Consider the following 24,793-nt stretch of genomic DNA (forward strand, 5'->3'; position numbering starts at 1 on the left):
CATTGATTATGTCGATTACTCCTCTCTTAACCAAGCTCCTGAAACCTAGTGTCAGTTCTGGCTTTTGGACTCAGACCACTTGGGCTATCTTGCGAACTGTTGCTGGCATTATGATGATCCATAACGGGTTAGACAAGCTAGGTGACATTCAAAGCTTTTCTCAAGCCTACGTCGAGGTGATTGGCTTACCGTTTCCGATCGTCTTTAGCTATCTAGCAGCCTTTACCGAGTTACTTGGAGCGCCTCTACTAGCAATTGGGTTGCTGACTCGTCCCGCAGCGTTTGGACTGTTTAGCACAATGTGTGTTGCGATCTATCATCACATTCTCGTTGCTGGGCTAAATCTTCCCTATTTAGAACTGTCTGCGGTTTATGCAGCTTGCTTCTTATTGTTTGCTGTCAATGGGGCGGGTTTGTTTTCTACAGATGCCTTGCTGGTTAATTGGTTAGATGTTAATGTGCTGTCTCTGCAAGCAAAGCAAGTCATGGGTTTAGAGAAAGCTTATCAGGCTTCAAATTCACAGAAGGAATCTATCACTTCTGCGGCTGATTAGCATTTTGTCATCATAGGCTCTAACAATAGACCTCCTGCACGAATCCGGGAATGCCCCCTAAATTTCCCAGAATTTATGTTCAAAGTCCCCCAATTTTGGGGGATTTAGGGGGCAGCCCGGATTTTCAACCGTAGCAAAAAGCTTCATCGAATTCACGTTAACAATTAGTGAATCGCGTAAAAAAGCCCCAGAAGAAATTCTGAGGCTTTTTTGGGGATGATTTTGGATACTCCTAACTCAACTTAAGGATGAGCGTCGAATTATATTAGCGATCGCAGTTCAACTCGCCCAAAATGCAAGTGGCACTTGCAGGCAAACTCCGAAATTGATAGCATAGATACAATCAGTGCTTACCTGGTTTTACAGCTACGCTCTGTGAGATAAAAATCGAGTCTTTGGAATTTTAATGAACTCAAAATCTCTTGTGACTGCTCTCCCTAAGAGCAGTGAGCCGCTTGCGCTTGATTGGACGACAGTGGCTTTTTTGGCGGTGATGCACGGGCTGGCGCTTCTGGCTCCCTGGTTTTTCTCCTGGTCTGCTTTGGGTGTGGCTCTCTTCCTGCACTGGTTGTTTGGAGGAATTGGCATTTGTTTAGGATATCACCGACTGCTGAGTCATCGCAGTTTTCAAGTGCCTAAGTGGTTAGAGTATACGATCGCCACCTTGGGCGCTTTGTCGATTCAAGGCAGCCCGCTGGCTTGGGTGGGTGGGCATCGTCAGCATCACGCTCACACCGAAGACATCGATAAAGACCCTTATTCAGCACGACGCGGCTTTTGGTGGAGTCATATGCTGTGGTTAATCTATCGTCGCCCAGAATTTTTTGACCGTGAATCCTATTCTAAGAATGCTCCTGACTTAGCAAAACAACCCTTTTATCGCTGGCTCGATCGCTACTTTTTAGTCTTGCAAGTTCCGCTTGCCATTTTGCTATATGGGTTAGGCGGCTGGTCGTTTGTGCTCTATGGAATTGTGGTGCGATCGGTCTTATTGTGGCATTCGACCTGGCTGGTTAACTCGGCAGCTCATGCTTGGGGCTATCGCACTTTTGACGTGGATGATGGCTCTCGAAATCTCTGGTGGGTTTCGCTTTTAACCTATGGCGAGGGCTGGCACAACAACCACCACGCCTATCCGCATGTGGCGAAATCAGGTTGGCGCTGGTGGGAAATTGACACAACCTGGTGGGCGATTCAAGTTCTAAAAGGGTTAGGGTTAGCGAAAAAGATCGTCAGGAATCCCATGCTTGATAAAAGCATCTGAGAATCGCTAAAGGACAAGTTCGCCAACTAATTTCCTTGGACAACCAGTCGATAGTTTTGGCGAACTCCTGGCTCGATCGAGCCAACCCACACTTGATAGGTGCCCGCTTGCCAATCGCCATCTTCTAAGATCGCGCCTTTGTTTGAAGCGTTAGAGTTATCGCCACAGCGAACTGAGTTATCAGACCCTTTAATCACGATCGTGGTTTCTTTATCGCCACTGTTGACTTTTAGCCTCAGCTTTGAGAAAGGCTTTTGCAAAACGAGCAGATGATCGGGTTTGGGGTCAGCAAAGCCTAGACATTTTTTGTCGTGGCGATCGCTGTTGCTGACGATGGCAGGCAGCGAAGTCGAGCCTCCAGTCGCGCCGTTTAAACTCCCAGAAGCATTGTTAGAACCTAAAGTAAGCGTGCCAAAATTGGCAGGCTGCGCTAAAACGGGAACTGCGCTGAAGAGGGTAAAAGTTAGGAGTAAATGGTTCCAACTTAATTGACGCTTTCGCTGAATTAACATCTCAACATTCTCACTCATAAAAACTAAAAAATTTAGACTTTAGAAAAAACTCAGGCTTGGAGCAATTCTTATTGAATGAAGCATATCAGTTGAAGATATCGTGATGTCTCAAGATGATTCTGATGGACAGAAACCCTCCATATCTCTCACAGTTTTAGTATCAAATAACACCTTAAAATACCTGAGTTCGATAGAAGTGGTTCACTCTGATTATCAATTTGGGAAGCCGCTGAGAACGAAGCGAAAAAACTCGTCGAACTCACGTTAAAAATAGAAGATTCTGCCGTAACAAATATTTAAAGATTAGGGATGAAAATAAGCATAGACGCGGCTTGAGATCACACTCACTACAATTTGCAGAAGATAGATTGAAATCTCGGTTGGCTACAATCCAGCCGATTTAGCAAAGCGAGAACCTATGACGATCGTCTAACAACATTCCACTGTAAAGGAGCATTTATGCCGTTACTAGGTTTAAGTTTGGTGTTGATCGTCGGGTTGTTTTTCACCCAAATCTTGCTGATATTTCCTTTAGAGTTGATTTCAGTGCTCAAAGTTCCCCTTTGGCTGATGGCGTTGAGTCTATTTCTCCTGTTCGCCTGGTTTCTAGGCGATTAGCTGTACTCCAGTCAACCTGCTTTAAATCCAGTAAAGATGCGGCAGATCAGATCGAAAACCTGGTAGCGCTTCACATCTGTTTCTCTGACTTGTAGGGACGTTACACGTAACGCTTCCACAGAAGTAAATCACATATCTGAAATATTATCCGTAATTACCCTGATCGAGAATGGATTGCGTGAAGATTGAGAGAGGTGTAGTGGCTGGCATGGATGACTATTTCAGCAAGCCGATATCAAAAGAAAAATTGAAGGATAAATTAACCGATTGGAGTGAGGGTTTGGAAAGCGATCTGATCAAACGAAACCGGGTAAATCTGGCGATCGACTGGGAGCATTTGCATCAAATCTCAGACGGCAGTGAAGAGTTTGAGCAAGAACTACTGCAAATCTTTGTCGAAGACACTCGCAATCACTTGAAAGAAGCACAAGCGGCTCTGCTCAAGGGAGATTACGATGCGGTCTCGCGGGCAGCCCATCATTTTAAAGGGGCAAGTGCAAATGTCGGACTAACAGAGATGCAGACGATCGCGGGCAAGTTAGAAACCGATGCTCACGCCCAGCAATTATCAGAAGCTGCGGAGATGCTGGCTGAGTTGGCAGACTTGCTCCAAGGGGTGCAAGCGTTCTTAAATCAAGTCTGACTCAGTAATTTAACGAATGATTGTAATCGTTGGATACTAGGCTGACGATCGAAAGATTTTCCGGATTGTGAATTAAAAGTAGCGAAAGTAACAGAGGAATGGAGGGGATCTAGGGAAACTAAAGCGCGGTTTTCGTCTCGGTTGGTTCGCTGTTTGCGGTTGACCTGGACGCATACTCAGCAGAATAAATCAAGGTAGATTTTCATTGGATTGATCGCTTAAGATAGCCTTACAAGTTTTGGGGTTTTGATCTCCGCAAACCAGAAAATCCGGGGATCGCAGCCGCCGCAGACGTGCAGAATTGAAGACACAAAATGGAGCCTGTTCAGGCTGGCTCCTTTCGCTTGTGGACGTAATCGATCTCTGATTTCAAGTTAAGAAACTGGGTTAATATGGCTAGCGGATTTTCGTTTGTATCTACCTCCTCGCGTGTAAACCAAACCCGATCGCGACGTTCTCACCGCTCCGTATTTTTATTTATGGTAGCGACCACTTTAATTAGTGGGTGCATGTTTCGGTTAGCACAGTTGCAGATTGTGCAGGGTCATCACAATCGCCAGCTTGCCGATCAAAACCGCATTCGTCCCTTGGTGATTGTGGCAGACCGTGGCAACATTCTCGATCGCAAAGGCGTTCCGCTCGCGGCTAACCAGTTGTCTCGATCGATCTATCTCTATCCCCGTGAGCAGTCGATGCAGCAATGGCAAGAAACCGCCGTTCGTCTCAGCAAAATTCTCGACATCCCTGCCGAAGATATTCTTAAAAAGCTCAAGCAAGTTGGGTATCGATCGGCAATCCCGGCTCGTGTCTATCGCAATTTGACCCCTCAACAGTTTGTGGCGCTTGCTGAGGTTGGGCAGATCCCTGGGTTAGAAATTCAGGCAGAGTCTAGCCGTCACTACCCAAACGGCAACATTGCGGCTCACATTTTGGGCTATATCGGCGAAGCCACTGCCGACGATCTCAGAGCCAACCCCGACTTTCCGATGGGGATGCTGCTAGGACAGATGGGAATCGAGCGCATCGCTGACCCTAGTTTGCGCGGCAAGTGGGGCAGTCACCTGCTCGAAGTCGATTCGGTTGGGAAAGAATTGAGAATGTTGGGCGAACAAAAGCCCGTATCGGGTTCTGATTTACGGCTCACGATCGATCTCAAACTTCAGCAAGCGGCAGAAAAGGCATTAAACAATCAGCGAGGTGCAGTGGTCGCGCTAGATGTCAAAACGGGAGCCGTTTTGGTGATGGCAAGCGGCCCTACCTTTGACCCCAATCTGTTTACTCGCAAAATCTCAACTCAAGAGTGGAAAGACCTTCAAGGGCAAGATCATCCTTTCCTAAATCGGAGTTTGCAGGGCTATCCACCGGGCAGCACCTTTAAGATCGTCACTACTTCGGCAGGCATTCAGTCGGGCAAGTTTTCTTCAACTTCTACGCTGCCAACGTTTGGAGCGATTAACATCGGTGGCACCTTGTTTCACGAACACGGAGGCAGTGGTTATGGCACGATCGGGTTCCGTGACGCACTCGCTTTTAGCAGTAACACGTTCTTTTACCAAGTTGGGATGGCAGTTGGCCCCGATGAGATCTCAAAATGGGGACACCGATTAGGCATCGGCGAAACCTCCTCAATGGGTCTAGAAGGGGGAAGTCATGGAGTGATCCCTACGCCTGAGCAAAAGCAGAAACTTTATGGCGAACCCTGGTATGGCGGCGACACGGTGAGTATGGCGATCGGGCAAGGCGTGGTTCAGGTGACTCCGCTCGAACTAGCGGTGATGGTGTCTGCGATCGCCAATGGTGGTTATCGGGTCAAACCGCATCTGATGTCCGACCAAACCAACACTCCAGCCGCGCAGCGAGAAGCAACCGGGTTAAACCCAGACACGATCGAGGTGATTCGGGCTGGGCTGGCTGCGGTGGTCAAAGAAGGCACTGCCCGTCGATTGAGCGATGGCTCGATTCCGCCCACGGCTGGCAAGACAGGAACGGCTGAAGTGATTGGGCAGCGAGACAATGCGCTTTATGTGGGTTACGGCCCGCTCAATGATCCCCAGATCGCGGTGGCGGTTGTCGTTGAAAATGGTGGATTTGGAGCCGAGTCTGCGGTGCCGATCGCGCACGAGATCTATAAAGCCTACTTTGGAACTCCCAAATCTGCGCCCCCGATTAAGTGAACTTTCGTTTAGATTAGAGGCTGTGCAGTGCTAAGTGGCGATGTTGAAACAACTCAAGCCTCGATATTCTGTTGCCTGGATTAATAAGATTTCTGAGATCCCTCAAGCCGACTGGGATGCGTTAGCGATGCCGCTCAAAACCCCATTTTTCGAGTGGGAATGGCTGCACAACATGGAGACATCAGGCAGCACGACCGCTAAGTCGGGATGGTTGCCCAATCACCTCACGGTTTGGCGCGATCGATCTTTAATCGCGATCGCGCCACTCTATCTTAAAGGTCACAGCTACGGCGAATTTGTTTTTGATCACCAATGGGCAGATCTAGCAAGCCGTCTGGGAGTCGAATATTATCCAAAACTGTTGGGGATGTCTCCGTTTACGCCTGCTGAAGGCTATCGCTTTTTGATTGCCCCCGGAGAAGACGAAGACGAGTTGACCGAATTGATGGTTAGCGCGATCGATCAGTTTTGCATTCACAACCAAATTTCTGGCTGCAACTTTTTATATGTTGACCCAGAGTGGCGATCGCGGATGGAGCAACACGGCTTTAGCACCTGGCAGCATCACAGTTACATCTGGCAAAACCAGGGCTACAACACTTTTGATGATTATCTAGGCGCATTTAATGCCAATCAGCGACGCAACATTAAGCGAGAACGCAAAGCCGTTGGGCAAGCCGGATTGTATCTAAAAGCTTTCACGGGAGACGAGATTCCTAAGTCTCTGTTTCCGACGATGTACAGCTTCTATAGTGATACCTGCGACAAGTTTGGCTGGTGGGGCAGTAAATATTTGACGAAGCGATTTTTTGAGCAATTGCATCCCCGATTTTCTCAACGAGTGGTATTTTTTGCCGCCTATAGCGAATTGGATGATCAGCATCCGATCGGCATGTCGTTTTGCTTGACGAAGGGCGATCGCTTATATGGGCGCTATTGGGGAGCTTTGCAGGAAATTGACTGTCTGCACTTTGATGCTTGCTACTATTCCCCGATCGAGTGGGCGATTCAAAACGGCATTCAACTCTTTGATCCCGGTGCAGGTGGGCGGCACAAAAAACGCCGGGGTTTTCCAGCTACTGCAAACTATTCTCTTCATCGGTTTTATAACAGCCGCCTGTCACAAATTTTGCGATCGCATATCGAACAGGTGAATGATTTAGAGCAGCAAGAAATTGACGCAATCAATCAAGATTTGCCGTTCAAACAAGAACCCGTTAGCTTCAAAATTGATTAGAAACAGAGCGTTTCAAAGAACAGTCCTGTGCCTCCTCATCAGTTAGAGGAGGCTATAATAATGATCGCTTTTAAGGTTTGATTATGAACCCGACTGTTGCCGATACCACTGCTCTAGACGACCAGCTTTCTAACCGCTTTATTGAACTCGATCCCAAGGGATATTTTATTATTTATGTCGATCGAGAAAACCAACTGATCTGTGCAAAACACTTTACAAATGTCATTAACGACAAAGGGTTAGCGTGTGACCCTGAAACGGGTGCGCCCCTGCCTTGTAACGGTACACTACAACGCCAATCCAGCACAGTTTTTAAGGGCAGAACGGCTAAAGAACTTTGCATCGAGCTGTTTGAAAAATCCGAAAATTGCGTCGTCACTCGCCTAGATCACGCTGCCTATTTAGGTAGAGAATTTATCCGCGCAGAAGTCGCGATGTTGACTTGCCAAGATTACATCCAAGACTAATTTGTATTGACAACGGATTTATAGAAACCCGTTGTCAATACTAAATGTTCTTTGTGGGCACCGCTTACTTCACATACCAGAAGTAAGTTGCCATTGGGATTACCGTCGCTGCAATCAACAGCCCAATCACCCAAACGGTGGCGTTGCTTTCTTGCGTCTCTTCTGGAGTCGCAAACGTGCCCTCAACTTGAACGTTATCCTTCACGACAGGCGGGCCGGGATCTTCTTGACCTGACAGAACTGCTACCAAGCGATCGCTGGCATCCAAAAAGCCCTGATTATAGCGTTCACCGATCTTCAACGGCACTTGCAGCGTTTCTTGAGCCACGCTTTGAGCGATCGCATCCGGCATGATCGCCCTTGCTTTCTCACCCGCGTAAATCGCGCTATTGTTGGTCAGCTTGTCTAACACCATTAGGGTTTGGTTAGCTTGAGCGTCGGGTGTTGGGAACCACTGCTTAAATAGCTTTTCGGTAAACGACTCGATCGTTTCGTCATAATCTAAGCCCCGAATCGTGACAAAACGGACTTCTTGACCCGTTTTTGCCTTCAGATCAGTAAATGATTCGGTGATTTTGCCTTCACTAAACCGACTCAAAATATTGGCTAAGTCTAAAACTTGTGAATCTGTGGGAATGCCAGGAACCTCATAGAGACTCGTAGCTAGGGCAGGAGCAACCACCAATTGCGTGGTCAAAATCAAAGCAACGATGGTCAAAACCCAACGGTTGCCAAGAGCGGAGAGGAGCTTTCTCATGAGCGATCGACCTTCAGACGACATCTTTTTAAAACACGACAGCAACAAATAATTTGAGGAGTTCAAACTCTTCTCATTAATTACATTACAATTTTTGACAGAGTTTGAATCGCAAGGAGCTAATTCATATGCCTCTCTCTGTTGGCGATAGTGCCCCTAATTTCACCGCTAAAGATACAAATGGCAACACGGTTTTCTTGGCAAGCTATGTGGGTAAGCCTGTTGTCATCTATTTTTATCCTAAAGATGACACACCGGGCTGCACGAAGGAAGCGTGCAGTTTTCGAGACAACTACGCGCAATATTTGAACAAGGGAGTCACCGTTTTTGGAGTCAGCATGGATGATGAAGCGTCTCACCAAAAGTTTACTGAGAAGTTTAATCTACCGTTTCCTCTCCTAGTTGATACTGATGGTGCGCTCACTAAAGCGTTTGATGTAGACGGTGGCGGTTATTCTAAGCGAGTCACCTATGTGATTGACGGCTCTGGCAAAATTAGCCAGGTTTACACGACGGTTAAGACTGACACTCACGCCACCGATATCTTGGCTGAGATGACCAGCTAGTCAAAAGGGATCGGGTTTCAGGGGTCAAAAATTAGTTTTGCCTGAAACCCGAAACCGCATCGTCTGTATAGCAATTTCCAGATAAGTTAAATACATTCGCGTCGCGTGATAGGAGGCTTGGGCAGTGGTTTAAAGCTCTGTCGTCCATCCTGCTCACTCGCCCTGAACTGAAGTTTGGGCTAGTCGTAGAAAGTCCGTTGAAACGGACTGAAGAGGCTAAACTGCTGTCTGAGTCCACTTCAGTGGACTTTCCCTTGTTAGCCCGAACTTCAGTTCAGGGTGGAACGGAATCGCAGCGAACGAGTTTCAAAACACACCCTGAGCCTCTTGTCCATCCCTTGCTAGACTAAGAAACGCTATATATCTTGAGAATGTAGCAGATTGTCCTCTCTAAGATTCACGAAATCGGGTAATTTGTGTAGGCAACTTTAGTCGCTAGTTCGTTTTTCCTCCGCGCTTTCAAGAGGCACGGTTTTCAAACGTATCAAGGTTTCTTATGACCGACCTCGATTATGTTCTATTGACGATTTATCTTTTGTGCATCACTTATGTCTTCTACGAGATTATCAACTCTTTTAACGATGAGTTCAAAATTCGGCTAGAGGAAGGAGACTTAAATCAACAGCTTCAAGATCTTAGCCTGCAAGACATTATCAATGTTAGCTTCAAATTTGACACTCACTATGAGTTTCATACACTCAAAGAGTTAGCGATCAGCATCAACAACAAATCTGAAAACTGTCCTATTTACATCGATTGGGACTATTGCTCAATGACTGACCTTGACGGACGATCGCGGCGCGTCACACGACTTCCCCCTGGCAGCACTCTTGATCTCTTTCAAAATCAGGTCTTCAGCGTGATCGCTCCTGGCAAGACCCTCAAAGAGAAGATTGCCTCTGAAGATATGCTCGTTCGCAAAGGAGATAATGGGTTTCTAGACACCGAAAAGACGATCGTTGACCTGACAAAGCCCGACCCTAAAAAATCATCTGAAGCTCAACAAAAACGCTATAAAAATTTCATGGACGGCAAAGAAGAGCTAAAGTTTGCGCTCTATTTAGCCATGCGACTTGCGGGCCCAAACACCTCTCCGACAGGCGATCGCACTCGCGTTATCTGCAACCTGACTATTACTAAACTAGACTGGACTGCTGGACTGCCCTGGAACCCTCGAAAAAAAACCTCCTAATCAACCCTCAGCCATCTGCGTCTAAACTAGGGGAGGAGAAGAGTCAGCGCAGGCAGTTGCGGGCTGTGGGCACTGCCTATCAGCCTGAGGAAAGTCCGGACTCCCGAAAGACCAAACCTGCTGGATAACGCCCAGTGCGAGCGATCGTGAGGATAGTGCCACAGAAAAATACCGCCAAGAGCAGTTTGAGTGACTCATTCAAAACGTTTTTGGTAAGGGTGCAAAGGTGCGGTAAGAGCGCACCAGCAGCATCGAGAGGTGCTGGCTCGGTAAACCCCGGTTGGGAGCAAGGTCAAAGAACAACGGTTGGTCTTTTTCCCGTTCTGCGTGATAGCGGTGGATAACTGCCGTTATAGAGAGCCGCTTGAGGCATTTGGTAACAGATGTCCCAGATAGATAACTGCCCTTTGAGTGCGCTCAAAGAACAGAACCCGGCTTATGTCTGGCTCTTCTCTATTAATTAATTGCGCGATCGACTTTATAGCAATCCTGAATGATTTGTAGGATCAGCATCCTGCCCCTACAGGCTAGAAGCCTGTCCCAATCTTACAACCTAATGCAGAGGATTTGATTTCTCGACATTCTTTAAGATTGGTTTGAGAAATGTGTAGATTCAGCAAAGTCCTTTGAGCGAAGCAACGTCATGCTTTTGACCTGCACTAGGATGGGGTGACTTGAGAACCTGCCTGATTCAAAGACGCTCACTTTACCGCCAGACGGTAAGATCAATTCGTGGATAGCCAAACTTCTACTCTTATCACCTCGTCTAACCGTTCAGGGTCCGCCCTTCCTGCTGAACACCTCCTTGCTATTGGCGAACAAAAAAAGAGCGGGCTAATCCTCTGTAAAGAATTTCATGCAGAGTTTGCTGGCCCGGGTGCTGTGGTTGGCAGCTTAGTTGAGCCACACTATCGGGCGGTGATTGCGATCGGGTCACCGCAGCTAATTCCGATTAAATCCATCGACGAGCGGCGCAGAGCCTACGGGAGACGGATTCAATGGGGGCGATGGTTGCAGAAAATCATTGAAACCCCCGAACCGACCTTACGGGCAGAGCGGCTCTTGGCGGGTTTTGAAGAATTTTTTGGTCGCCAAGTCGTGGTCAGTTTACCGAGCGAAGTTCTGGCAATGTTGGTGGGGGTGTTTCCGGGTACGATCGATGCCGTGAGAGCACAGCATTGGCACCTAGGAAAATCGGGCAACACCGCTTTTCTTCCCAGTTCTGACCAACTCAAGGTGACGACGATTACACTCAACCGGGCACTTCAAGAAGCTACCGAGGTTCCGCTTCCGACAACCGCTACGATCGGCGAGATTCAACGCACTTATGCTGTGTTGCGCTCTGCTTAGAAGCAAGATCTTGAGAAAACAGGGTAGGGTGTAGGGTGGAGAAGACCGCTTTCACTTGGGCGATTCTTGAGGATGAATTTACAGTATCCCCGTCGTCAGCAGCAGCTACGACAATTAGTTCAGAGATTGGGCTTGCCCGAAACGGCTCCGATTAAGTGGGAGTTGCTAGATTTGGCGCTCACGCACTCTACCATTTCAGCAGAAGAAAACTACGAGCAACTCGAATTTGTGGGAGATGCTGTCGTCAAACTAGGCGCGGCTGAGTTTTTGCTGGAAGTTTACCCTCACTTAAAAGTGGGTGAATTTACGGCTTTGAGATCAGTGCTGGTCAGCGATCGGATTCTAGCAACCATTGCCAACGATTATGGGTTCGATCGCTATCTTCTAGTGTCTGCAAGCGCGATGTCAGACGTGGCAGGGCAAGAGTCTCGCATGGCAGACTCTTTAGAGGCAGTTTTGGCAGCGCTCTATCTCAGCACCCGTACCTTAGAGCTAATTCGACCCTGGCTCGATCGCCATTTTCAGCCACTTGCGACCGAAATTTTGGCTGATCCGGCTCGACAAAACTATAAAGCCGCCTTGCAAACCTGGACTCAGGCTCATCAAAAAACCTTGCCTGACTATCGGACTCAAGAAAATGGGCAAACTCACAATGACCCCGATCGCTTCACGGCTGAAGTGTGGATTCAAGGGCAATGTTTGGCAAAAGGAACGGGGCGATCGCGCAAAGCCGCAGAACAAGCCGCAGCCCAGATTGCATTTTTAGCGTTGAGTGGTCAGTAGAGGCATCTTAATTCTCCTCTGCTGCCTAATTTGAGGAGTTTGTGAATGTCTGATCAAGTTGGGATAGCGATCGTGGGAGTTGGACGCTGGGGAAGTCACCTACTGCGGAATTTTTTAGAAAATCCTCTCGCTCGTGTGGTGGCGGTAGTTGACCCCAACCCAGATAATTTGACCAGAGCAGCAGCGCAGTTTGGCTTAGACGATCGAGTGGTTTTAACCCACGATTTTCAAACCGCTTTGCAAATCGAAGGGGTTGAAGCGGTCGCGATCGCTACCCCCGCCGAAACTCATTTCTCTTTGATCACAGCAGCTTTAAAGCAGAAACTTCACGTCTTGGCAGAAAAGCCCTTGACGTTGAGTGTGGCAGAGTCGGTTCAGCTTTGTCGGCTTGCAGACCAGCAGCATCACCAACTTGTGATCGATCACACCTACTTATTCCATCCTGCTGTGCTGCGCGGAAAAGCGGTGATTCAAGCCCAAGAATTAGGCGATTTGCGCTATGGCTATGCTGCCCGAACACACCTCAGCCCCGTCCGATCGGATGTCGATGCGCTATGGGATCTAGCGATTCACGACATTGCAATTTTTAACGAGTGGCTCGGAGCAATGCCCTGTCAGGTGCAAGCCAAAGGGACAGCATGGCTTCAGACAAACCTATCTGATGTGGTTTGGGTCACACTCACCTATCCAAGCGGGTTTGAGGCAACGATTCATCTATGCTGGCTAAACCCTGATAAGCAGCGAAGGCTGAGTGTGGTGGGCAGTCAAGGAACGCTGACGTTTGACGAACTTTCGCCAGAGTCGCTCTCGATTCAGCGGGGGCAGCTAAACCAGCAAGACCAGCAGTTCATTCCGATGAATCAACGCTATGAGAGTTTGACCTTGCCGCCAGGGGAGCCACTTCAGCAAGTCTGTGATCACTTTCTCACCTGTGTTCGGCAAAATCAGCCCTCAAATATTTCTTCGGGTTGGCTCGGAGCAGCGCTCGTTCAAATTCTCGTTGCGCTGTCTCAGTCGTTGCAACAGGGTGGGCAAATCGTGTCTCTTCAGCCACTGAGCCGTTAACTTTGAGGAACGCTGAGGGGGAGGGTCTCGCTCAGTTGAGGGGTTGAGGGGTCGATCGATTCTGCTGGGTCGATCGTCACTTTAGCCGCATTCACAGGCATGGGTTCTAGCAGTGGCAGCCAGATCCGAAAGGTGCTGCCGCTATTTTGAACCGAATCAAACGAAAGCGTTCCGCCGTGCAGTTCAGCGAGGCGCTTGGTAAGGGCCAACCCTAACCCGGTGCCTTCGTGCTTGCGAGTCAGCGATGAGTCAATTTGCTGAAAAGGACGAAACAATAGATGCCATCGGTCTTCAGGAATGCCGATTCCTGAATCTTGAACTTCTAAACACAAATAAGGCGTATGGGGATTAATAGGACTGTGATCAGGGCGAGTATCTTGCTCTAACTGGTGCCCATGAGCCAGCCAAGCTTTCAGCGTCACTTGTCCACCTTCGGGCGTAAACTTGACCGCATTAGAGAGCAGATTAATCACCATTTGCCTGACTCGGCGCTCGTCAATCAGTGCCCGATCGACGCGATCGTCTAATTCTAAAACGAGCTTCAATCGCTTCATTTCTGAACCTGGCTCGACCATTTTGAGACACTGGCGGCAGAGATCTTGAATGGGCACAGGCTGCAAACTAAGTTCGACTTTGCCCGCCTCGATTTTGGCAATGTCTAGCAGATCGTTGATGATCTTCAGCAAATGAAGGGCGGCATCATCGGCTTGTTGCAAAAATTCTAATTCTTCGGCTCGATCGTCGCAGCACCCATCTCTCACCAGTCGAACACTGCCAATAATGGCATTTAAAGGAGTCCGCAACTCATGAGAAGTGGTCGCCAAAAACTCGCTTTTTAGCTGGTTAGCGATTTGGGCTTCTTGCCAAGCTGTTTCGAGTTCTTCTGCCCGTTCTTCGAGCCGCTCGACCATGTTATCAAGGGCTTCTGCCAGGTGATTGAGTTCTCGAACTTTGAAATCTTTGGGCGCACGATCAGACGAATAGCGTTCTCGAATTCGCAGCGCATAGTCGCTGAGTTGCTCGATCGGACGTGCCAAATCTCTCGCGATATAAAGCGTTGCTAGCAAAATTGCCGTCAACAGTCCGACCGTGAGAATTAAAAGAACTTGTTGAATTTCATTGAGACTAGAAAGTGCAGTTGCGAGCGGCGTTGTTGCCAAAATCACCCAGGTTCGAGAAATGCCATTGCTGGAAATCTGCACAGAACTGTATCCCGCCAGCCAATCTACTCCATTTTCTTCAAACGGAAAAAGATATGACTCTTGTTTGCCTGCGATCGCATTTCTGACCAAAGTTTGCCAACGATCGGAGTTGCGGTCTTGATCGATCGTTTGCCCGACTCGATCAGGGTTAGGGTGTGCCAAGATCGTGCCATCTTCGTCGATGATCACCGTATAGCCAAACGTCATCTTCGAGGAGTCACGATCGGTTTGGTGCAGCGCAGACTGAAGACTTAAGACATATCGAAGCTGGCTAACTGGGTTTTCAGAAGTCTGTGGCACATAAACCGGGGCACTCAACACGAGGCGAAGTTGATCATCAGCTTGGGTCGCTGACTTTGACCGTTGAGCGAGGGAAACTTGCACCGATGCAGGCTTGATCAGCACTCCACGCTGCTGCTTCGACCAAGAATTCTTTGAAGTTTGTGCGATCGCTGCTTGCCCACAAGTGCTGGCAACAATTTGGCGAGTTTGAACGTTTGTGAGTTGCACACACTGCACCTCGATCGCCGAAGACTGCTGCAACTGCTCTAAAAATCCCTTAATTTTGGCAGACTGTTTAGACTGAAGCGCCGAGGCAGTAGTAGCGGTGGCTAAATTAGTTTGTAGGGCAGTGAGGGCATCTCGAACACTTTCGCCTTTTCTGACAGCGCTGACGGTCAAGTTATTGCGGGCAGTTTCAAGCAGCCCCGATCGGGCTTTGCGATAAGCGACAACTTCTCCGGTCAGCAAAACGGGGATGCTGAGGAGCAAAAGACGCGCCAGCAAAATGCGACGAAAAGAGGACTGACCGAGTTTAGCCATAAAAGTACATATCGAGGGCGCAAAGCCTTGCACCCCTATGGTTAGTTGTGCTTTATGGGATCAAAAACCGCTATGTTTAGCTTAAAAATGAACGTAGTGTTTGAACTTAGGAAATCTAATGTAGAAGGTCAATACATAATTGGACATTCTAACGATTTGACCGATGAAGGTCATCCCATTTCTGAAAGAGATTTGAATCTAACAGCCTATGCCCGATCGTGAAAATCAGTTTCCTCACACAACGCTTATCTTAGCGATGAGTGCAGACGGCAAAATCGCGGATGTAACTCGCGCTCCGGCTCGGTTTGGCAGCGCGATCGACAAGCTCCATCTCGAAACGCAAGTTGCTCAGTCAGATGCCGTGTTGTTTGGGGCAGGAACCTTACGGGCGTATGGCACTACGCTCAAGGTTGTCCATCCTGATTTGCTAAGGCAACGCCAGCAGCAAGGGAAGCCAGTTCAGCCTGTGCAAATTGTCTGTTCGGGTTCGGCAATGCTCGATCGTCAAGCGCAGTTTTTCTCGCAGTCGGTTCCTCGGTGGCTGTTGACGGCGACGATCGGGGCAGAGAGATGGCGCGATCGAGCAGAATTTGAACAAATTTTAGTGGCCGAGTCGAAAGAAGATTCTTCAAAAATCGACTGGCAGGAAGCTTTTCAACAACTCTTTGCCCTGGGGTTAGAGCGGGTGGCGATTTTGGGCGGTGGTGAACTGGTCGCTTCGCTGTTTGCCGCTAACCTGATCGATGAACTCTGGCTGACGGTCTGCCCGTTAATTTTGGGGGGTGTAAACGCTCCGACCCCGGTTGAGGGCGTTGGCTTTTTAGGGGGAGTTGCGCCTCGCTTAGAGTTGCTAGACGTTCGATCTGCGGGTAAGGAGGTGTTTTTGCACTACCGAGTCAAATGAGAGGGGTTGAGATGTGGAGCGATCGTACCTAAAACTTAACGTTGGCTTTTGAGTCTGACGCGCTAACGGCAAATTTGAGCCGCAGACATCCTCTGACATTTGCCAGCTACCTCGGCAACTTACACTCAAAGTAAATCTTCCTCAGATAGCTGGGCTATTTTCATCAAGGCTCTCAAGGTGCCGATTTTTAGGTCTTGATTACGGTGAATAGGAATTGACAGAATTTGCTCTACTTCAGGGTTTTCATAAATGTGATGGCTGCCAGTAATTCTTCGCAAAACCCAACTTTTTTGCTCCACAATCTTGCACAGCCGCTTGCCAGAAATAGATTTCATACAGCAATTTCGACAATTTGAGCGGTTGGCTCGATCTCATGACGACTGTTGGCAACATCGAGCCAGCCTTCAATCGCATCTTGCAAATTAGCCATCACCTCCTCGATCGTGTCTCCTTCAGTCACACAACCGGGAAGTGCGGGAACCTCTGCCCAATAACCCCCTTCTTCTGCTGGATGAACGATCGCTCTGATTTTCATACACCTGTTGAGCTAGTTGTTGAGACTATGCTAGCAGCGATGCCTGTTTGTCGTTCAACTATGGCTGTTCAGGTTAGCATTGATCCGCTCCTCTACTTAGGTCTTGCATCTCACAGATCCTCTCTCCACTACGGGAATGGGAACAGGGCGATCGTACCTAAAACTTAACGTTGGCTTTCAGGTATAATAAGCTAACGTTCCCAATCACCCGCCACAGATAACCTCTCGGCGGTCAGGTGCATTGGGATTTTTACACCGCATTCATTTGTTACAACCACTTATCTCTTCAAGTTACTTATCAATTCATCCACTAGTAAAAGCCCTGTAATAATTTGCTGTACTCTACTCAGCTCAGTAGCAGGATCTGGTGGTTGAATTGTTTTGTAAGATATTGCTGAGGAATGTGCAACAACCCCTCGTTGCTCCCCAAATGCATTCATGGTGGCTAACAAAGCGGAATCTAAATCATCGCTGTCTATCCCTACTGGTAAAAGCAATGCTAAGAGGTTAGCCTCTTTTACTCCATGATTTTGATCAATAACCCGTTTAAAGCAATTAATAGCTGAATCCATTTTCTTATTTAACTTTATTCTTTCTGGAGGAATTGCTTTACTTGGTTTTGCAGGAGTGAGTGTGTCTGGCGGCATGTCCATCATCTGCCCAGAAAACGCAACAAGGCTGATCAAAGTTCGACAGGGCTTACTTGTACGATCCCAGCTTGTTTTTGCATTGATGACAACTTCCCAAACTCTGTCTTCAAGATAAGTTTCGATTTCAGCATGAGCTAAAACTCTATATGCAAGAGTAAGAGCTAGCTGCCTATCAGAATAGGAGCCTATAGGATTTATTTTGGGAAGAAATTGTTTTTTTAGTCTATTTAATTCTTTAGTTAAAGTGCGAAACCTAACAGATTTTGACATACCTGAACCGAAATTTACCGTAAGCCGTTGAAAATAATACGATTATCCACTAGCTCAGGTAAATTAAACTCTAAATCCAAAACACCTAACAAAGCATATCCCCACAATGAAAGCCGAATATGAGTTTCACGAATATTCTTTGTAGTTCCTTCAACAGCTTCTCTAAATCCATTCTCAGATGATGAACACAACTCCTTAAAGGCATTCTCCACTGCCGTCTTGTTCTTTTCAGCAGCTTCCCTTATAAGACCGTCTGAAAAGTAAAAAACCATCACATCTAAAATAGCTCGGTTGAATTGCCTTCGATAGACTTTAGAGGTGCCCAACCACATACGCGAGAAATTTTTTTCACCGAATATATCTATAGTTGTCTCTACTGCTTTTTCAAATTGGCTAACTGCATAATGAACATCATCAGTTCGTTTCTTCCAACTCTTATTTAGGACTTCGCAAGTCATATCAAGGAATGCTTTAAGATTGCCTCGATATTCAGATAAAAAATAGTGAAATGCTACATAGCGTAGTAGTAGCTCAACATCACGCATCCGAAAGTCAGGGTTTTTAGATTTAAGGATTTTCCTCAAAGCCTGACTTTTAACTGATTGATCATCTAGAAAATTGACAAACTCGCCTGGGTGCAGTGCCTGTCTTAGTTCTTGTGGAGACAAAGGAGTACTTTCTACATTAAGACGCAAAAAAATCTTATAGAGAAAATTATCCGTATGCCAATTCCGAATCAATGTAGTACGAATGGTTTGATTATCGAGGGGATCAAGTATCTCTGCGGAGAGGAGATTGTTTTCTAAATCCTCATGAGTGCAACCATTTAGCTCAGGTCTAAACTCTAAATCCTTCAGAGAAAATTTATTATTTGGAGTCTCACTTTTTCCATAAAACTGAAGAATGGTAAGTAGGCGCTGCTTACCATCAAGGACAATGAATTTTCCACGCTCCTTTTCATTAGAAGCTAAAACTATTTGTGGAATTGGAAATCCAAGAATGATTGATTCTATAAACCTACTTTTACGTGTTATGTTCCAAGCATCTCGTCTTTGAAATCTAGGATTAAGTTGAATGTTGCCACGGACTAATTGATCAAGTACAGTAGCTGTTGTCCAATCAGTTCCTGCAACAACGATTCCTGCAATCTCGTCTAGCTCTGATAAACGTTTTGCCCTACTAGACTCAAGACCATTTGCCTGGTCCTCGTCTTCCTCAAAAAAGGTTGTCTCTTCTTTCTCTTCCAAAAGTTCTAGATTAGGCATAATCGTCATCCACTGCAAGAACCAACACTAGAAATAATATAGCCGCATTAGTTAATTGTAGTTGTTCACCCAGCTAATAGGGGAACTACCTCTCTACCGAACGTTAGAATATGACAAGCCTGTATTACGGCAGGTTATCTTAGAAAAAGCATCTTTACAAAGGTTTAGGCGGCATAACTGCTTTTTAGAGAGAAAATTTCCGCATATCACGCCAAAATGGGTGGATAGGTAGGTGCTTTCGGCATATTACTCCAGATCAGGGAGATAGGTAGAATCTTTCTGAATAATACGCTCATGGTGATGGGTAAGCGGAATCTTTCCTCCTGGGTTCAGATTTAGTTCAGATGTTAGCTTACAGGTTTCCTGCATCGAAGGCGATCGCCCCCACATTGCCCGTGCTTTAACTGCTGCACTCAATTCTTGAAGCGATCGCTCCCACATCCCCCACCCTTAAATCGGGGGTAACTCCTCCAAAATGGTGAAGCGGATGTGATTGATGGCGAGATCACCGATCGACAAATCAAACAAGTCGCCGACCGGAACGCCGCCACTTCTCAGCGACTCGAAGGTGACACCTTTGCCGATTTCTGCATGAAACCAGGGCAGCCCCATAAAAAAGCGGGTGGGATAGGGGCCTCGCTCTACGACATCATCCGGGTTTGACTCCATCGGTAGCCAGCCAAAACTGGGGACGTAGAACTCGATCCAGACGTGATTGTAATCGGGTTCTAAAGGAATTCGTTGCCGTTCGGGATAAGGCGGACACTTATAACGTCCGACTGTGCGGCAGGCGATTCCATTGAGACGAGCCAGTGCCAGCAACAAACCGACATATTCACCACACGAGCCGATGCCTCGCTCTAAAACGACATCGGGTGAGTCAATGTGAGGTTTGATGCCATAAGACAGCCGATCGTAGACAAAGTTACGAATCTTGAGAATTTTCCGCAAGATGTTGGTTTCAGTGCCGATCGCTTCTCGTGCCGCCGCTTGAATGGTCGGGGTATCCATCGCTAACTCATCGTCATCAATCAGATAACGCGCCTTGAACTCTGGCGACAGTTCAGGAATGTGATTGAAATCATCAGGGGTGAGTTGATATTTGATGGCTCGCACTTCGAGCAGAGCTTTCCAGCCAAAGATGTGCCGTTCGTGGGGTTTGAGCGAGTCAAACTTGAAGACCGCTACCTTTTGCCCTTCCTGGATTTCTTCGGTGAAAGGCATCCCGATCGCTTCAACTTGCCTAACTTTTTGGCGATCGGTTTCAGTCGGCAAAGCAATTCGCCACTCTAAATTCTCTAAATGCACTTCGTCGAGCGGCAGCAACTCTTCGACGTAAGACATTTCAATCAAATAGCCGTTTGAGAGGGCATAACGTTCTTTCGGGTCATTGTGGAAGTAGAGCGGGTGAACGAAGGTGCGATCGCGAAAGGTCAGTTCATGACTGGGGTCAGCATTAGGATTGTCGCGAATATACGCCTCTTCACTGGCGTAGGAGACATAGAGGGCTTGCTCTCCGGTGGCTTCGGGTAGAAATGCCAATCCGGTCGGACACTCAAAGGGTGTAAGAATGCTGAACTGGAGTGTTCCGGTTGCCCGATCGAGGCAATAAACAGTTTGCTCGGTGCGATCGCACACCCAAAGCTCTTCGTCTCGCACTGTCAGATTGGCAATTCCCACACCTGGTAAGGGAAACTGAGTAATTCTGCGCTGAGTGCTGCGCTCATAGATGAAGATATAGCCTGCCTTCTGGCAAGTCACATAAATGGTAGACTCCCAAACGCCCACGGCATCAGCCGTATAAGGCAATGTCGTGAAAAGCTGCGGAGTGAGGTCATCAAGACCACAAAAATAAACATTGTTGCCCTGGGTAAACCAGATCGTTTCGCCCCAAATCGCCAAACCTGTCGCATCGACAAAGGGTTCGGTGCTGTGAGCGTTGAGCACGATCGTGTTGTCACTTGCCGGATCAAGCCGAACTAGATAACCTCGAAGCGAGTCGAGGGCGAGCAGTTGACCCTGCCATGCCGCCAAACCGTTGAGCGCGTAGACTGCGATCGGACGGATGGTGCGCGGCTGTGTCTGGGGCGAAGAAAATGCAGTCAGCGAGGAGGGCTGCTCAGAAGAGATGCCGAGATTGAGCATCGGTGTTATTCAAAATAAGCGTTCAGCATTCTTAATCATAAACAAAACTGTCTAATGATAAATGTATCAAGACACGCTCTATGCAAAAAATAGGAGGTAATAGAAGAAGTTTTGAGTTAACGCTATCCCCAACACACTTATGACCCAGCGCGCTCTATTTTTAGTCAATCGTCATGCTCGTAAGGGGCAGCAGCAGTTAGACGCAGCTACTAACCAATTAAAATCTTTGGGATTTGAGTTGCAGGAAGCCTCGATCGACCACCCTGATCAACTCGCCGATGTGATTCGCGACCATCGAGGAAGTGTGGATTTGGTGATTATCGGCGGCGGCGATGGCACTCTCAACGCAGCGGCAGCAGGCTTAGTAGACACGCATCTCCCCCTCGGCATTTTGCCTTTAGGAACGGCAAATGATTTAGCCCGGACGCTCGGCATTCCGGCGACGCTGCCCGAAGCGTGTCAGATTATTGCAGCAGGAAAGGTGCAGCCGATCGATTTGGGTTGGGTGAATGGCAAATATTTCTTTAACGTCGCCAGTTTAGGGTTGAGTGTGCAAATCACCCGCAATCTGACTAAAGAAGTCAAGCGGCGCTGGGGCGTTTTTGCTTATGCAGCAACTGCGATCCAAGCGCTGTGGAATAGTCGGCGGTTTCATGCCGAGATTCAGATGGAGGGACGATCGGAGAAAGTTCGCGCCATCCAAATTGCGGTGGGCAACGGGCGCTATTATGGCGGCGGTATGGCAGTGGCAGAAGATGCGGCGATCGACGATCAGCGCTTAGATCTCTACAGTCTGGAGATCGAACACTGGTGGCAAATGTTGGCGGTGCTTCCGGCGATGCGGCGTGGAAGTCATGGGGTGTCGCCCTGGGTGCAAACTTGGCAAGGCAAGGAGTTTCACGTTCATACTCGCAGACCGCGATCGATCAATACAGATGGAGAGATTACGACTTCGACCCCGGCGCATTTTCGGGTGATGCCGAATGCTTTGTCGGTCATTGTGCCGTGAGTGAGCGTTGAACGATCGGATCAGGAAGCAATTTGATAGATCGCTGGGCGATATTTAGGAGTCGGAATAGTCTTGCCTTCTGCTTTAGCCGTTTCTAACCAGGCTGCTTTAGCTTTTAAGACTTCGTGAACGGCTTCTTCGATGGTGTCGCCAAATGCTGAACAGTATTTCAAATCGGGAATGTCGGCGATGTAGCCTTCGTCTTCTTCGCGATAAAAGATGTTGATGTGATAGTCTTTCATGGCTCGTCTTCACCTGTATCCCCTTTCAGGGTAAGGGCGTATTCTTCGAGCAGGATTATAAATTGATGAACTTGATAGGGAATGGCTTTTCCTTTCTTGTTTTGAATGTTGATGATTTCGGGGATGTCTGGATGAGTAAAGAGGTGATCGCTACCGCTCACTCGTGACAACGTGAACCCGAATGCTTCAATGACAGAAACGAGTTCACTAAATTGAATATTTTTGGAGCCAGCAAGAATCTTTTCAAATAATTTGCGTTTTCTTGACAGGGCGTTCTCAGACATTCTCTCAAAAATCTGATGACTCCTGTTGTAACCCTCATCAGTCTCGGCATCTTTGAGAAACAACCGAATAAATTCTTCAGCCGCCTCTGGTTTAAGCGTTCGCAACGCCCGATAAGTCTCAAACAACGCTTCCGCTAACGGATCTCTGTCTTCACTGACCCAACGACTCACGACTCCAGCATTAATGCCCATCGTTTTTGCAAGCTGGCTCCGCTTGATCTCGTAATTGATGAGTACTTGTCTAAGGGCGTTCCCTGCTCTTCCCATGCGTCAAGTCTTAATAGAGCCTTGTGTCTAAATTTGATCGCCAAATGACACCTTTCCGGGTATATTAATGTCAGGTGACGCGGATGTTACCTATCAATTGTTAAGAACCAGCCTCGCCCTGGAAAAGCATTTGGGCTGGTTCTTAGCTCCAATTCGCATGGAGACGTAATCATTATGCCCTATAAAGACCGCCTCGAATCTTGGGCTGTCATCCGACTGCTGCCAAAAATGCAGCGAGTCGTCGTTGCTCGTCGTCGCACTGCATCTGATGCCGAGGGTTATTGTCAGATATTGTGCCGCTTAGAACCTACCGATCAATTCATCGTCGTGTTCGATCCTGTTTTCGACGAGCGACTAGTCAGGGTTAGACAGTAGCGATCGTCACTTATGAGATGATGGGGTCTGCAAATTCAGATACTTTGGCTCAAGTTAGAATGAGTAGACCCCTGCATCCAACTTCGCAGCAAGAATCAAAATGTTATGTTCTTTGCCAAAATCTGACTGCATCGTTTCTTTCTATTCACATTCTTCGTTTAGATGAACGAACAGGCAACATTTACATCCTTGCAGGGGAAGAAACAGAAATTCTGATTTTCCGTGATGGTCAATGGAGACACCTAGCATGAAACCAGATTTTACAGCCATGAGCGGAGCCGAACTGAGAGCTTATGTATTGCAGCATCGAAACGACACAGAAGCGATTCATGCGCTAATCGATCGCTTGGTGGCAGATCCAAACGCTACAACTTACGCACCAGAAGATGCCGATCGCTTCTCAGAAATTCATGCCGAATCTCAAAGTCGTCATCGAGAGCAAGCCAGTTAACCCAATCGGTATTTAAGCCAAAATCCCAAAAGTGGCAGTGCAATTCGATAGCTGTGTTCTGCTCCATACACCAGTCCTTTTTGCTCCAAGCTGGCTAACGCTCCCTGCAAGCCGCCGCCTCTCGAAAGATGATGCTTTTGAATATATTCCCGTGCATGAGGGCTGTCAGTCGGATCAAGCGCAAGACTCTCTAAGACTCGCACCTGACTATGGGGCAACAGCAAAATTAGCGACTCAAACGTCACAGAGAGATCTTCGACGAGAGACAAGGCGCTGCGATGAACGTGATGCGGCTCAATCACGGTGAGCGGTAACGACGATCGCTGATCAAGCCAAACGCGACGGGCAAGGGCGATCGCATCTCCAAAATGCCCCTGCACATAGGTGAGAAATAACGCCTGACTCTCTGGCTCAAACTGAAATCCTTTCGCGGTCATCACTGCTTCAAGCCAGGGTTGCAGATCTTGATCTTTGAGCGGTGCCAACGAAACCACCTTCAAATCACTGGGTTGAATCTGCTGTTCAGCAACCGTTGCAATTAAGGCATAGCTGACCCGACTTTGCTGCTGGATTTCGTGACGTAGATGATGCTCCCATTTGCCTGTGCGATCCCACGATCGGATGTGAGGAAAATTTTGAAACATCAGCACGACTCGACAGTCGAGCCACTCCGCCATGATCTGCGGCAGTGTCAGCAAAGCCTGAAATAACGCCCACTCTTTTCCTGATGAGAGATGCCAAACCAGCGTTGCCCGTCCGCTCGAAGATGATTGCAAAATTACAGGCTGATCCTGACTCCAACGTTGGATTAGAGAAAGTTCGTCAGCTTCACTAAACACTGACATTAAGCCTTCTGCGAGGAGTTGGAGAAAGCGATCGCAGCTAGTTGCCCTCAGACAGTCGATCTCCACGACACGCGCCCCACCCTGTTTCGCCGCCCAGCGAATTAACGTTCGCCGTCCAATTCCCGGTACGCCTGCCAAAAGCAAATCTTCGTCAGCAGACAAAATGGCGCTGACCTGATGCAATTCAGCCTGCCTGCCAACTAAAGTTTGTGGAATAAACGGGTTATCGACCATCTCACATCAAATCAGGTATATAAATTTCTTGCTCTCTTTCCTGATCAGCAGGTTAGAGTTAGGCGTTCTTATTCCTTTTTGGTCTTATCAGCTTAGATTAATCAGTCTATA

Annotated in this window: 29 protein-coding genes and 1 other RNA gene; 18 read left to right on the plus strand and 12 right to left on the minus strand. The window is 47.8% G+C overall.

Annotation, left to right across the window (positions count from 1 at the left end):
* Nucleotides 1–8: 8 nt before the first annotated feature.
* Nucleotides 9–554: a DoxX family protein gene (locus BRW63_RS06990; protein WP_073070194.1), complete on the plus strand. Its 546-nt coding sequence runs from the start codon at nt 9–11 to the stop codon at nt 552–554.
* A gap of 406 nt (nt 555–960) precedes the next feature.
* Nucleotides 961–1,818: an acyl-CoA desaturase gene (locus BRW63_RS06995; RefSeq protein ID WP_073070195.1), complete on the plus strand. Its 858-nt coding sequence runs from the start codon at nt 961–963 to the stop codon at nt 1,816–1,818.
* A gap of 26 nt (nt 1,819–1,844) precedes the next feature.
* On the opposite strand, the gene BRW63_RS07000 is transcribed toward BRW63_RS06995, so the two are convergent.
* A complete protein-coding gene (locus BRW63_RS07000) occupies nt 1,845–2,348 on the minus strand; it encodes a hypothetical protein (RefSeq protein ID WP_219898430.1) in 504 nt (167 codons plus the stop codon).
* A 441-nt stretch (nt 2,349–2,789) separates the two neighbouring features.
* Here BRW63_RS07000 and BRW63_RS28160 point away from each other — a divergent pair, with 441 nt between their 5' ends.
* The 5 genes from BRW63_RS28160 to BRW63_RS07020 all read left to right on the plus strand — a co-directional run bounded on the left by BRW63_RS28160 (nt 2,790) and on the right by BRW63_RS07020 (nt 7,469).
* Nucleotides 2,790–2,948, plus strand: coding sequence for a hypothetical protein (locus BRW63_RS28160; RefSeq protein WP_181314361.1), 159 nt, complete (start codon nt 2,790–2,792; stop codon nt 2,946–2,948).
* A 178-nt stretch (nt 2,949–3,126) separates the two neighbouring features.
* Nucleotides 3,127–3,591, plus strand: coding sequence for an Hpt domain-containing protein (locus BRW63_RS07005; RefSeq protein ID WP_181314362.1), 465 nt, complete (start codon nt 3,127–3,129; stop codon nt 3,589–3,591).
* 392 nt (nt 3,592–3,983) lie between these two features.
* Nucleotides 3,984–5,765: a penicillin-binding protein 2 gene (gene mrdA / locus BRW63_RS07010; protein WP_073070197.1), complete on the plus strand. Its 1,782-nt coding sequence runs from the start codon at nt 3,984–3,986 to the stop codon at nt 5,763–5,765.
* A gap of 40 nt (nt 5,766–5,805) precedes the next feature.
* A complete protein-coding gene (locus BRW63_RS07015) occupies nt 5,806–7,002 on the plus strand; it encodes a GNAT family N-acetyltransferase (RefSeq protein ID WP_073070198.1) in 1,197 nt (398 codons plus the stop codon).
* A gap of 83 nt (nt 7,003–7,085) precedes the next feature.
* Nucleotides 7,086–7,469, plus strand: a complete 384-nt coding sequence (locus tag BRW63_RS07020; protein WP_073070199.1) for a DUF4346 domain-containing protein — start codon at nt 7,086–7,088, stop codon at nt 7,467–7,469.
* Nucleotides 7,470–7,533: 64 nt separating this feature from the next.
* Here the strand turns inward: BRW63_RS07020 and psb32 are convergent, their stop codons facing one another.
* Nucleotides 7,534–8,226, minus strand: coding sequence for a photosystem II repair protein Psb32 (psb32, locus tag BRW63_RS07025; RefSeq protein ID WP_073070347.1), 693 nt, complete (start codon nt 8,224–8,226; stop codon nt 7,534–7,536).
* 128 nt (nt 8,227–8,354) lie between these two features.
* Between psb32 and BRW63_RS07030 the strand changes: the two genes are divergently transcribed.
* The 6 genes from BRW63_RS07030 (at nt 8,355) to BRW63_RS07055 (ending at nt 13,182) form a co-directional block, all read left to right on the plus strand.
* On the plus strand, nt 8,355–8,792 hold the full coding sequence (locus tag BRW63_RS07030) for a peroxiredoxin (RefSeq protein ID WP_073070200.1): 438 nt from the start codon (nt 8,355–8,357) through the stop codon (nt 8,790–8,792).
* Between the two features lie 496 nt (nt 8,793–9,288).
* Nucleotides 9,289–9,984: a hypothetical protein gene (locus tag BRW63_RS07035; RefSeq protein WP_073070201.1), complete on the plus strand. Its 696-nt coding sequence runs from the start codon at nt 9,289–9,291 to the stop codon at nt 9,982–9,984.
* A 39-nt stretch (nt 9,985–10,023) separates the two neighbouring features.
* Nucleotides 10,024–10,438, plus strand: an RNA gene (rnpB, locus tag BRW63_RS07040) — RNase P RNA component class A.
* Nucleotides 10,439–10,866: 428 nt separating this feature from the next.
* Nucleotides 10,867–11,334, plus strand: coding sequence for a hypothetical protein (locus BRW63_RS07045; RefSeq protein ID WP_143162020.1), 468 nt, complete (start codon nt 10,867–10,869; stop codon nt 11,332–11,334).
* 72 nt (nt 11,335–11,406) lie between these two features.
* On the plus strand, nt 11,407–12,117 hold the full coding sequence (gene rnc / locus BRW63_RS07050) for a ribonuclease III (protein WP_073070203.1): 711 nt from the start codon (nt 11,407–11,409) through the stop codon (nt 12,115–12,117).
* A 45-nt stretch (nt 12,118–12,162) separates the two neighbouring features.
* Nucleotides 12,163–13,182, plus strand: a complete 1,020-nt coding sequence (locus BRW63_RS07055) for a Gfo/Idh/MocA family protein (RefSeq protein ID WP_073070204.1) — start codon at nt 12,163–12,165, stop codon at nt 13,180–13,182.
* Here the strand turns inward: BRW63_RS07055 and BRW63_RS07060 are convergent.
* On the minus strand, nt 13,179–15,206 hold the full coding sequence (locus BRW63_RS07060; protein ID WP_073070205.1) for a sensor histidine kinase: 2,028 nt from the start codon (nt 15,204–15,206) through the stop codon (nt 13,179–13,181). The genes BRW63_RS07055 and BRW63_RS07060 overlap by 4 nt on opposite strands.
* A gap of 208 nt (nt 15,207–15,414) precedes the next feature.
* Here BRW63_RS07060 and BRW63_RS07065 point away from each other — a divergent pair, with 208 nt between their 5' ends.
* Complete coding sequence (locus BRW63_RS07065) at nt 15,415–16,110, plus strand: RibD family protein (protein WP_073070206.1); 696 nt, start codon at nt 15,415–15,417, stop codon at nt 16,108–16,110.
* A gap of 125 nt (nt 16,111–16,235) precedes the next feature.
* On the opposite strand, the gene BRW63_RS07070 is transcribed toward BRW63_RS07065, so the two are convergent.
* From BRW63_RS07070 to BRW63_RS07095, 6 genes are all read right to left on the minus strand, one after another.
* Nucleotides 16,236–16,445, minus strand: coding sequence for a type II toxin-antitoxin system HicA family toxin (locus tag BRW63_RS07070; protein WP_073070207.1), 210 nt, complete (start codon nt 16,443–16,445; stop codon nt 16,236–16,238).
* Nucleotides 16,442–16,645, minus strand: coding sequence for a type II toxin-antitoxin system HicB family antitoxin (locus tag BRW63_RS07075; RefSeq protein ID WP_073070208.1), 204 nt, complete (start codon nt 16,643–16,645; stop codon nt 16,442–16,444). The genes BRW63_RS07070 and BRW63_RS07075 overlap by 4 nt, the downstream gene beginning before the upstream one ends.
* A 278-nt stretch (nt 16,646–16,923) precedes the next feature.
* Nucleotides 16,924–17,565 carry a HEPN domain-containing protein gene (locus tag BRW63_RS07080; RefSeq protein WP_073070209.1) on the minus strand — a complete coding sequence of 214 codons (642 nt, stop codon included), beginning with the start codon at nt 17,563–17,565 and terminating at the stop codon, nt 16,924–16,926.
* Between the two features lie 14 nt (nt 17,566–17,579).
* Nucleotides 17,580–18,830 carry a DUF262 domain-containing protein gene (locus BRW63_RS07085; protein WP_073070210.1) on the minus strand — a complete coding sequence of 417 codons (1,251 nt, stop codon included), beginning with the start codon at nt 18,828–18,830 and terminating at the stop codon, nt 17,580–17,582.
* A gap of 246 nt (nt 18,831–19,076) precedes the next feature.
* Nucleotides 19,077–19,271 (minus strand): hypothetical protein, encoded by a 195-nt coding sequence (locus BRW63_RS07090; protein WP_073070211.1) that lies wholly within the window; start codon nt 19,269–19,271, stop codon nt 19,077–19,079.
* A 9-nt stretch (nt 19,272–19,280) separates the two neighbouring features.
* Nucleotides 19,281–20,975 carry a transglutaminase-like domain-containing protein gene (locus tag BRW63_RS07095; protein WP_073070212.1) on the minus strand — a complete coding sequence of 565 codons (1,695 nt, stop codon included), beginning with the start codon at nt 20,973–20,975 and terminating at the stop codon, nt 19,281–19,283.
* Between the two features lie 139 nt (nt 20,976–21,114).
* Between BRW63_RS07095 and BRW63_RS07100 the strand changes: the two genes are divergently transcribed.
* Nucleotides 21,115–21,984, plus strand: a complete 870-nt coding sequence (locus BRW63_RS07100) for a lipid kinase (RefSeq protein ID WP_073070213.1) — start codon at nt 21,115–21,117, stop codon at nt 21,982–21,984.
* A 20-nt stretch (nt 21,985–22,004) separates the two neighbouring features.
* Here the strand turns inward: BRW63_RS07100 and BRW63_RS07105 are convergent, their stop codons facing one another.
* Nucleotides 22,005–22,226 carry a type II toxin-antitoxin system HicB family antitoxin gene (locus BRW63_RS07105; protein WP_073070214.1) on the minus strand — a complete coding sequence of 74 codons (222 nt, stop codon included), beginning with the start codon at nt 22,224–22,226 and terminating at the stop codon, nt 22,005–22,007.
* Nucleotides 22,223–22,777, minus strand: coding sequence for a type II toxin-antitoxin system HicA family toxin (locus BRW63_RS28795; RefSeq protein ID WP_223257316.1), 555 nt, complete (start codon nt 22,775–22,777; stop codon nt 22,223–22,225). Before BRW63_RS28795 ends, BRW63_RS07105 begins: the two co-directional genes overlap by 4 nt.
* Before the next feature lie 174 nt (nt 22,778–22,951).
* On the opposite strand from BRW63_RS28795, the gene BRW63_RS07115 reads away from it, so the two are divergent.
* From BRW63_RS07115 to BRW63_RS07125, 3 genes are read left to right on the plus strand one after another with little or no spacing between them, the layout of a single operon-like run.
* Entirely contained in the window at nt 22,952–23,152 is a 201-nt protein-coding gene (locus BRW63_RS07115; protein WP_073070215.1) for a hypothetical protein, read from the plus strand.
* Nucleotides 23,153–23,211: 59 nt separating this feature from the next.
* Entirely contained in the window at nt 23,212–23,403 is a 192-nt protein-coding gene (locus BRW63_RS29900; protein WP_073070349.1) for a DUF6888 family protein, read from the plus strand.
* A complete protein-coding gene (locus BRW63_RS07125) occupies nt 23,400–23,603 on the plus strand; it encodes a DUF6887 family protein (RefSeq protein ID WP_073070216.1) in 204 nt (67 codons plus the stop codon). The genes BRW63_RS29900 and BRW63_RS07125 overlap by 4 nt, the downstream gene beginning before the upstream one ends.
* Here BRW63_RS07125 and BRW63_RS07130 read toward each other — a convergent pair.
* The gene (locus BRW63_RS07130) at nt 23,600–24,682 is read right to left on the minus strand and encodes a P-loop NTPase family protein (RefSeq protein ID WP_073070217.1); all 1,083 of its coding nucleotides are present in this window, start codon (nt 24,680–24,682) and stop codon (nt 23,600–23,602) included. The genes BRW63_RS07125 and BRW63_RS07130 overlap by 4 nt on opposite strands.
* Nucleotides 24,683–24,793: the final 111 nt, after the last annotated feature.

The organism is Phormidesmis priestleyi ULC007, from assembly GCF_001895925.1.
GTDB classification, from domain to species: Bacteria; Cyanobacteriota; Cyanobacteriia; order Leptolyngbyales; family Leptolyngbyaceae; genus Phormidesmis_A; species Phormidesmis_A priestleyi_A.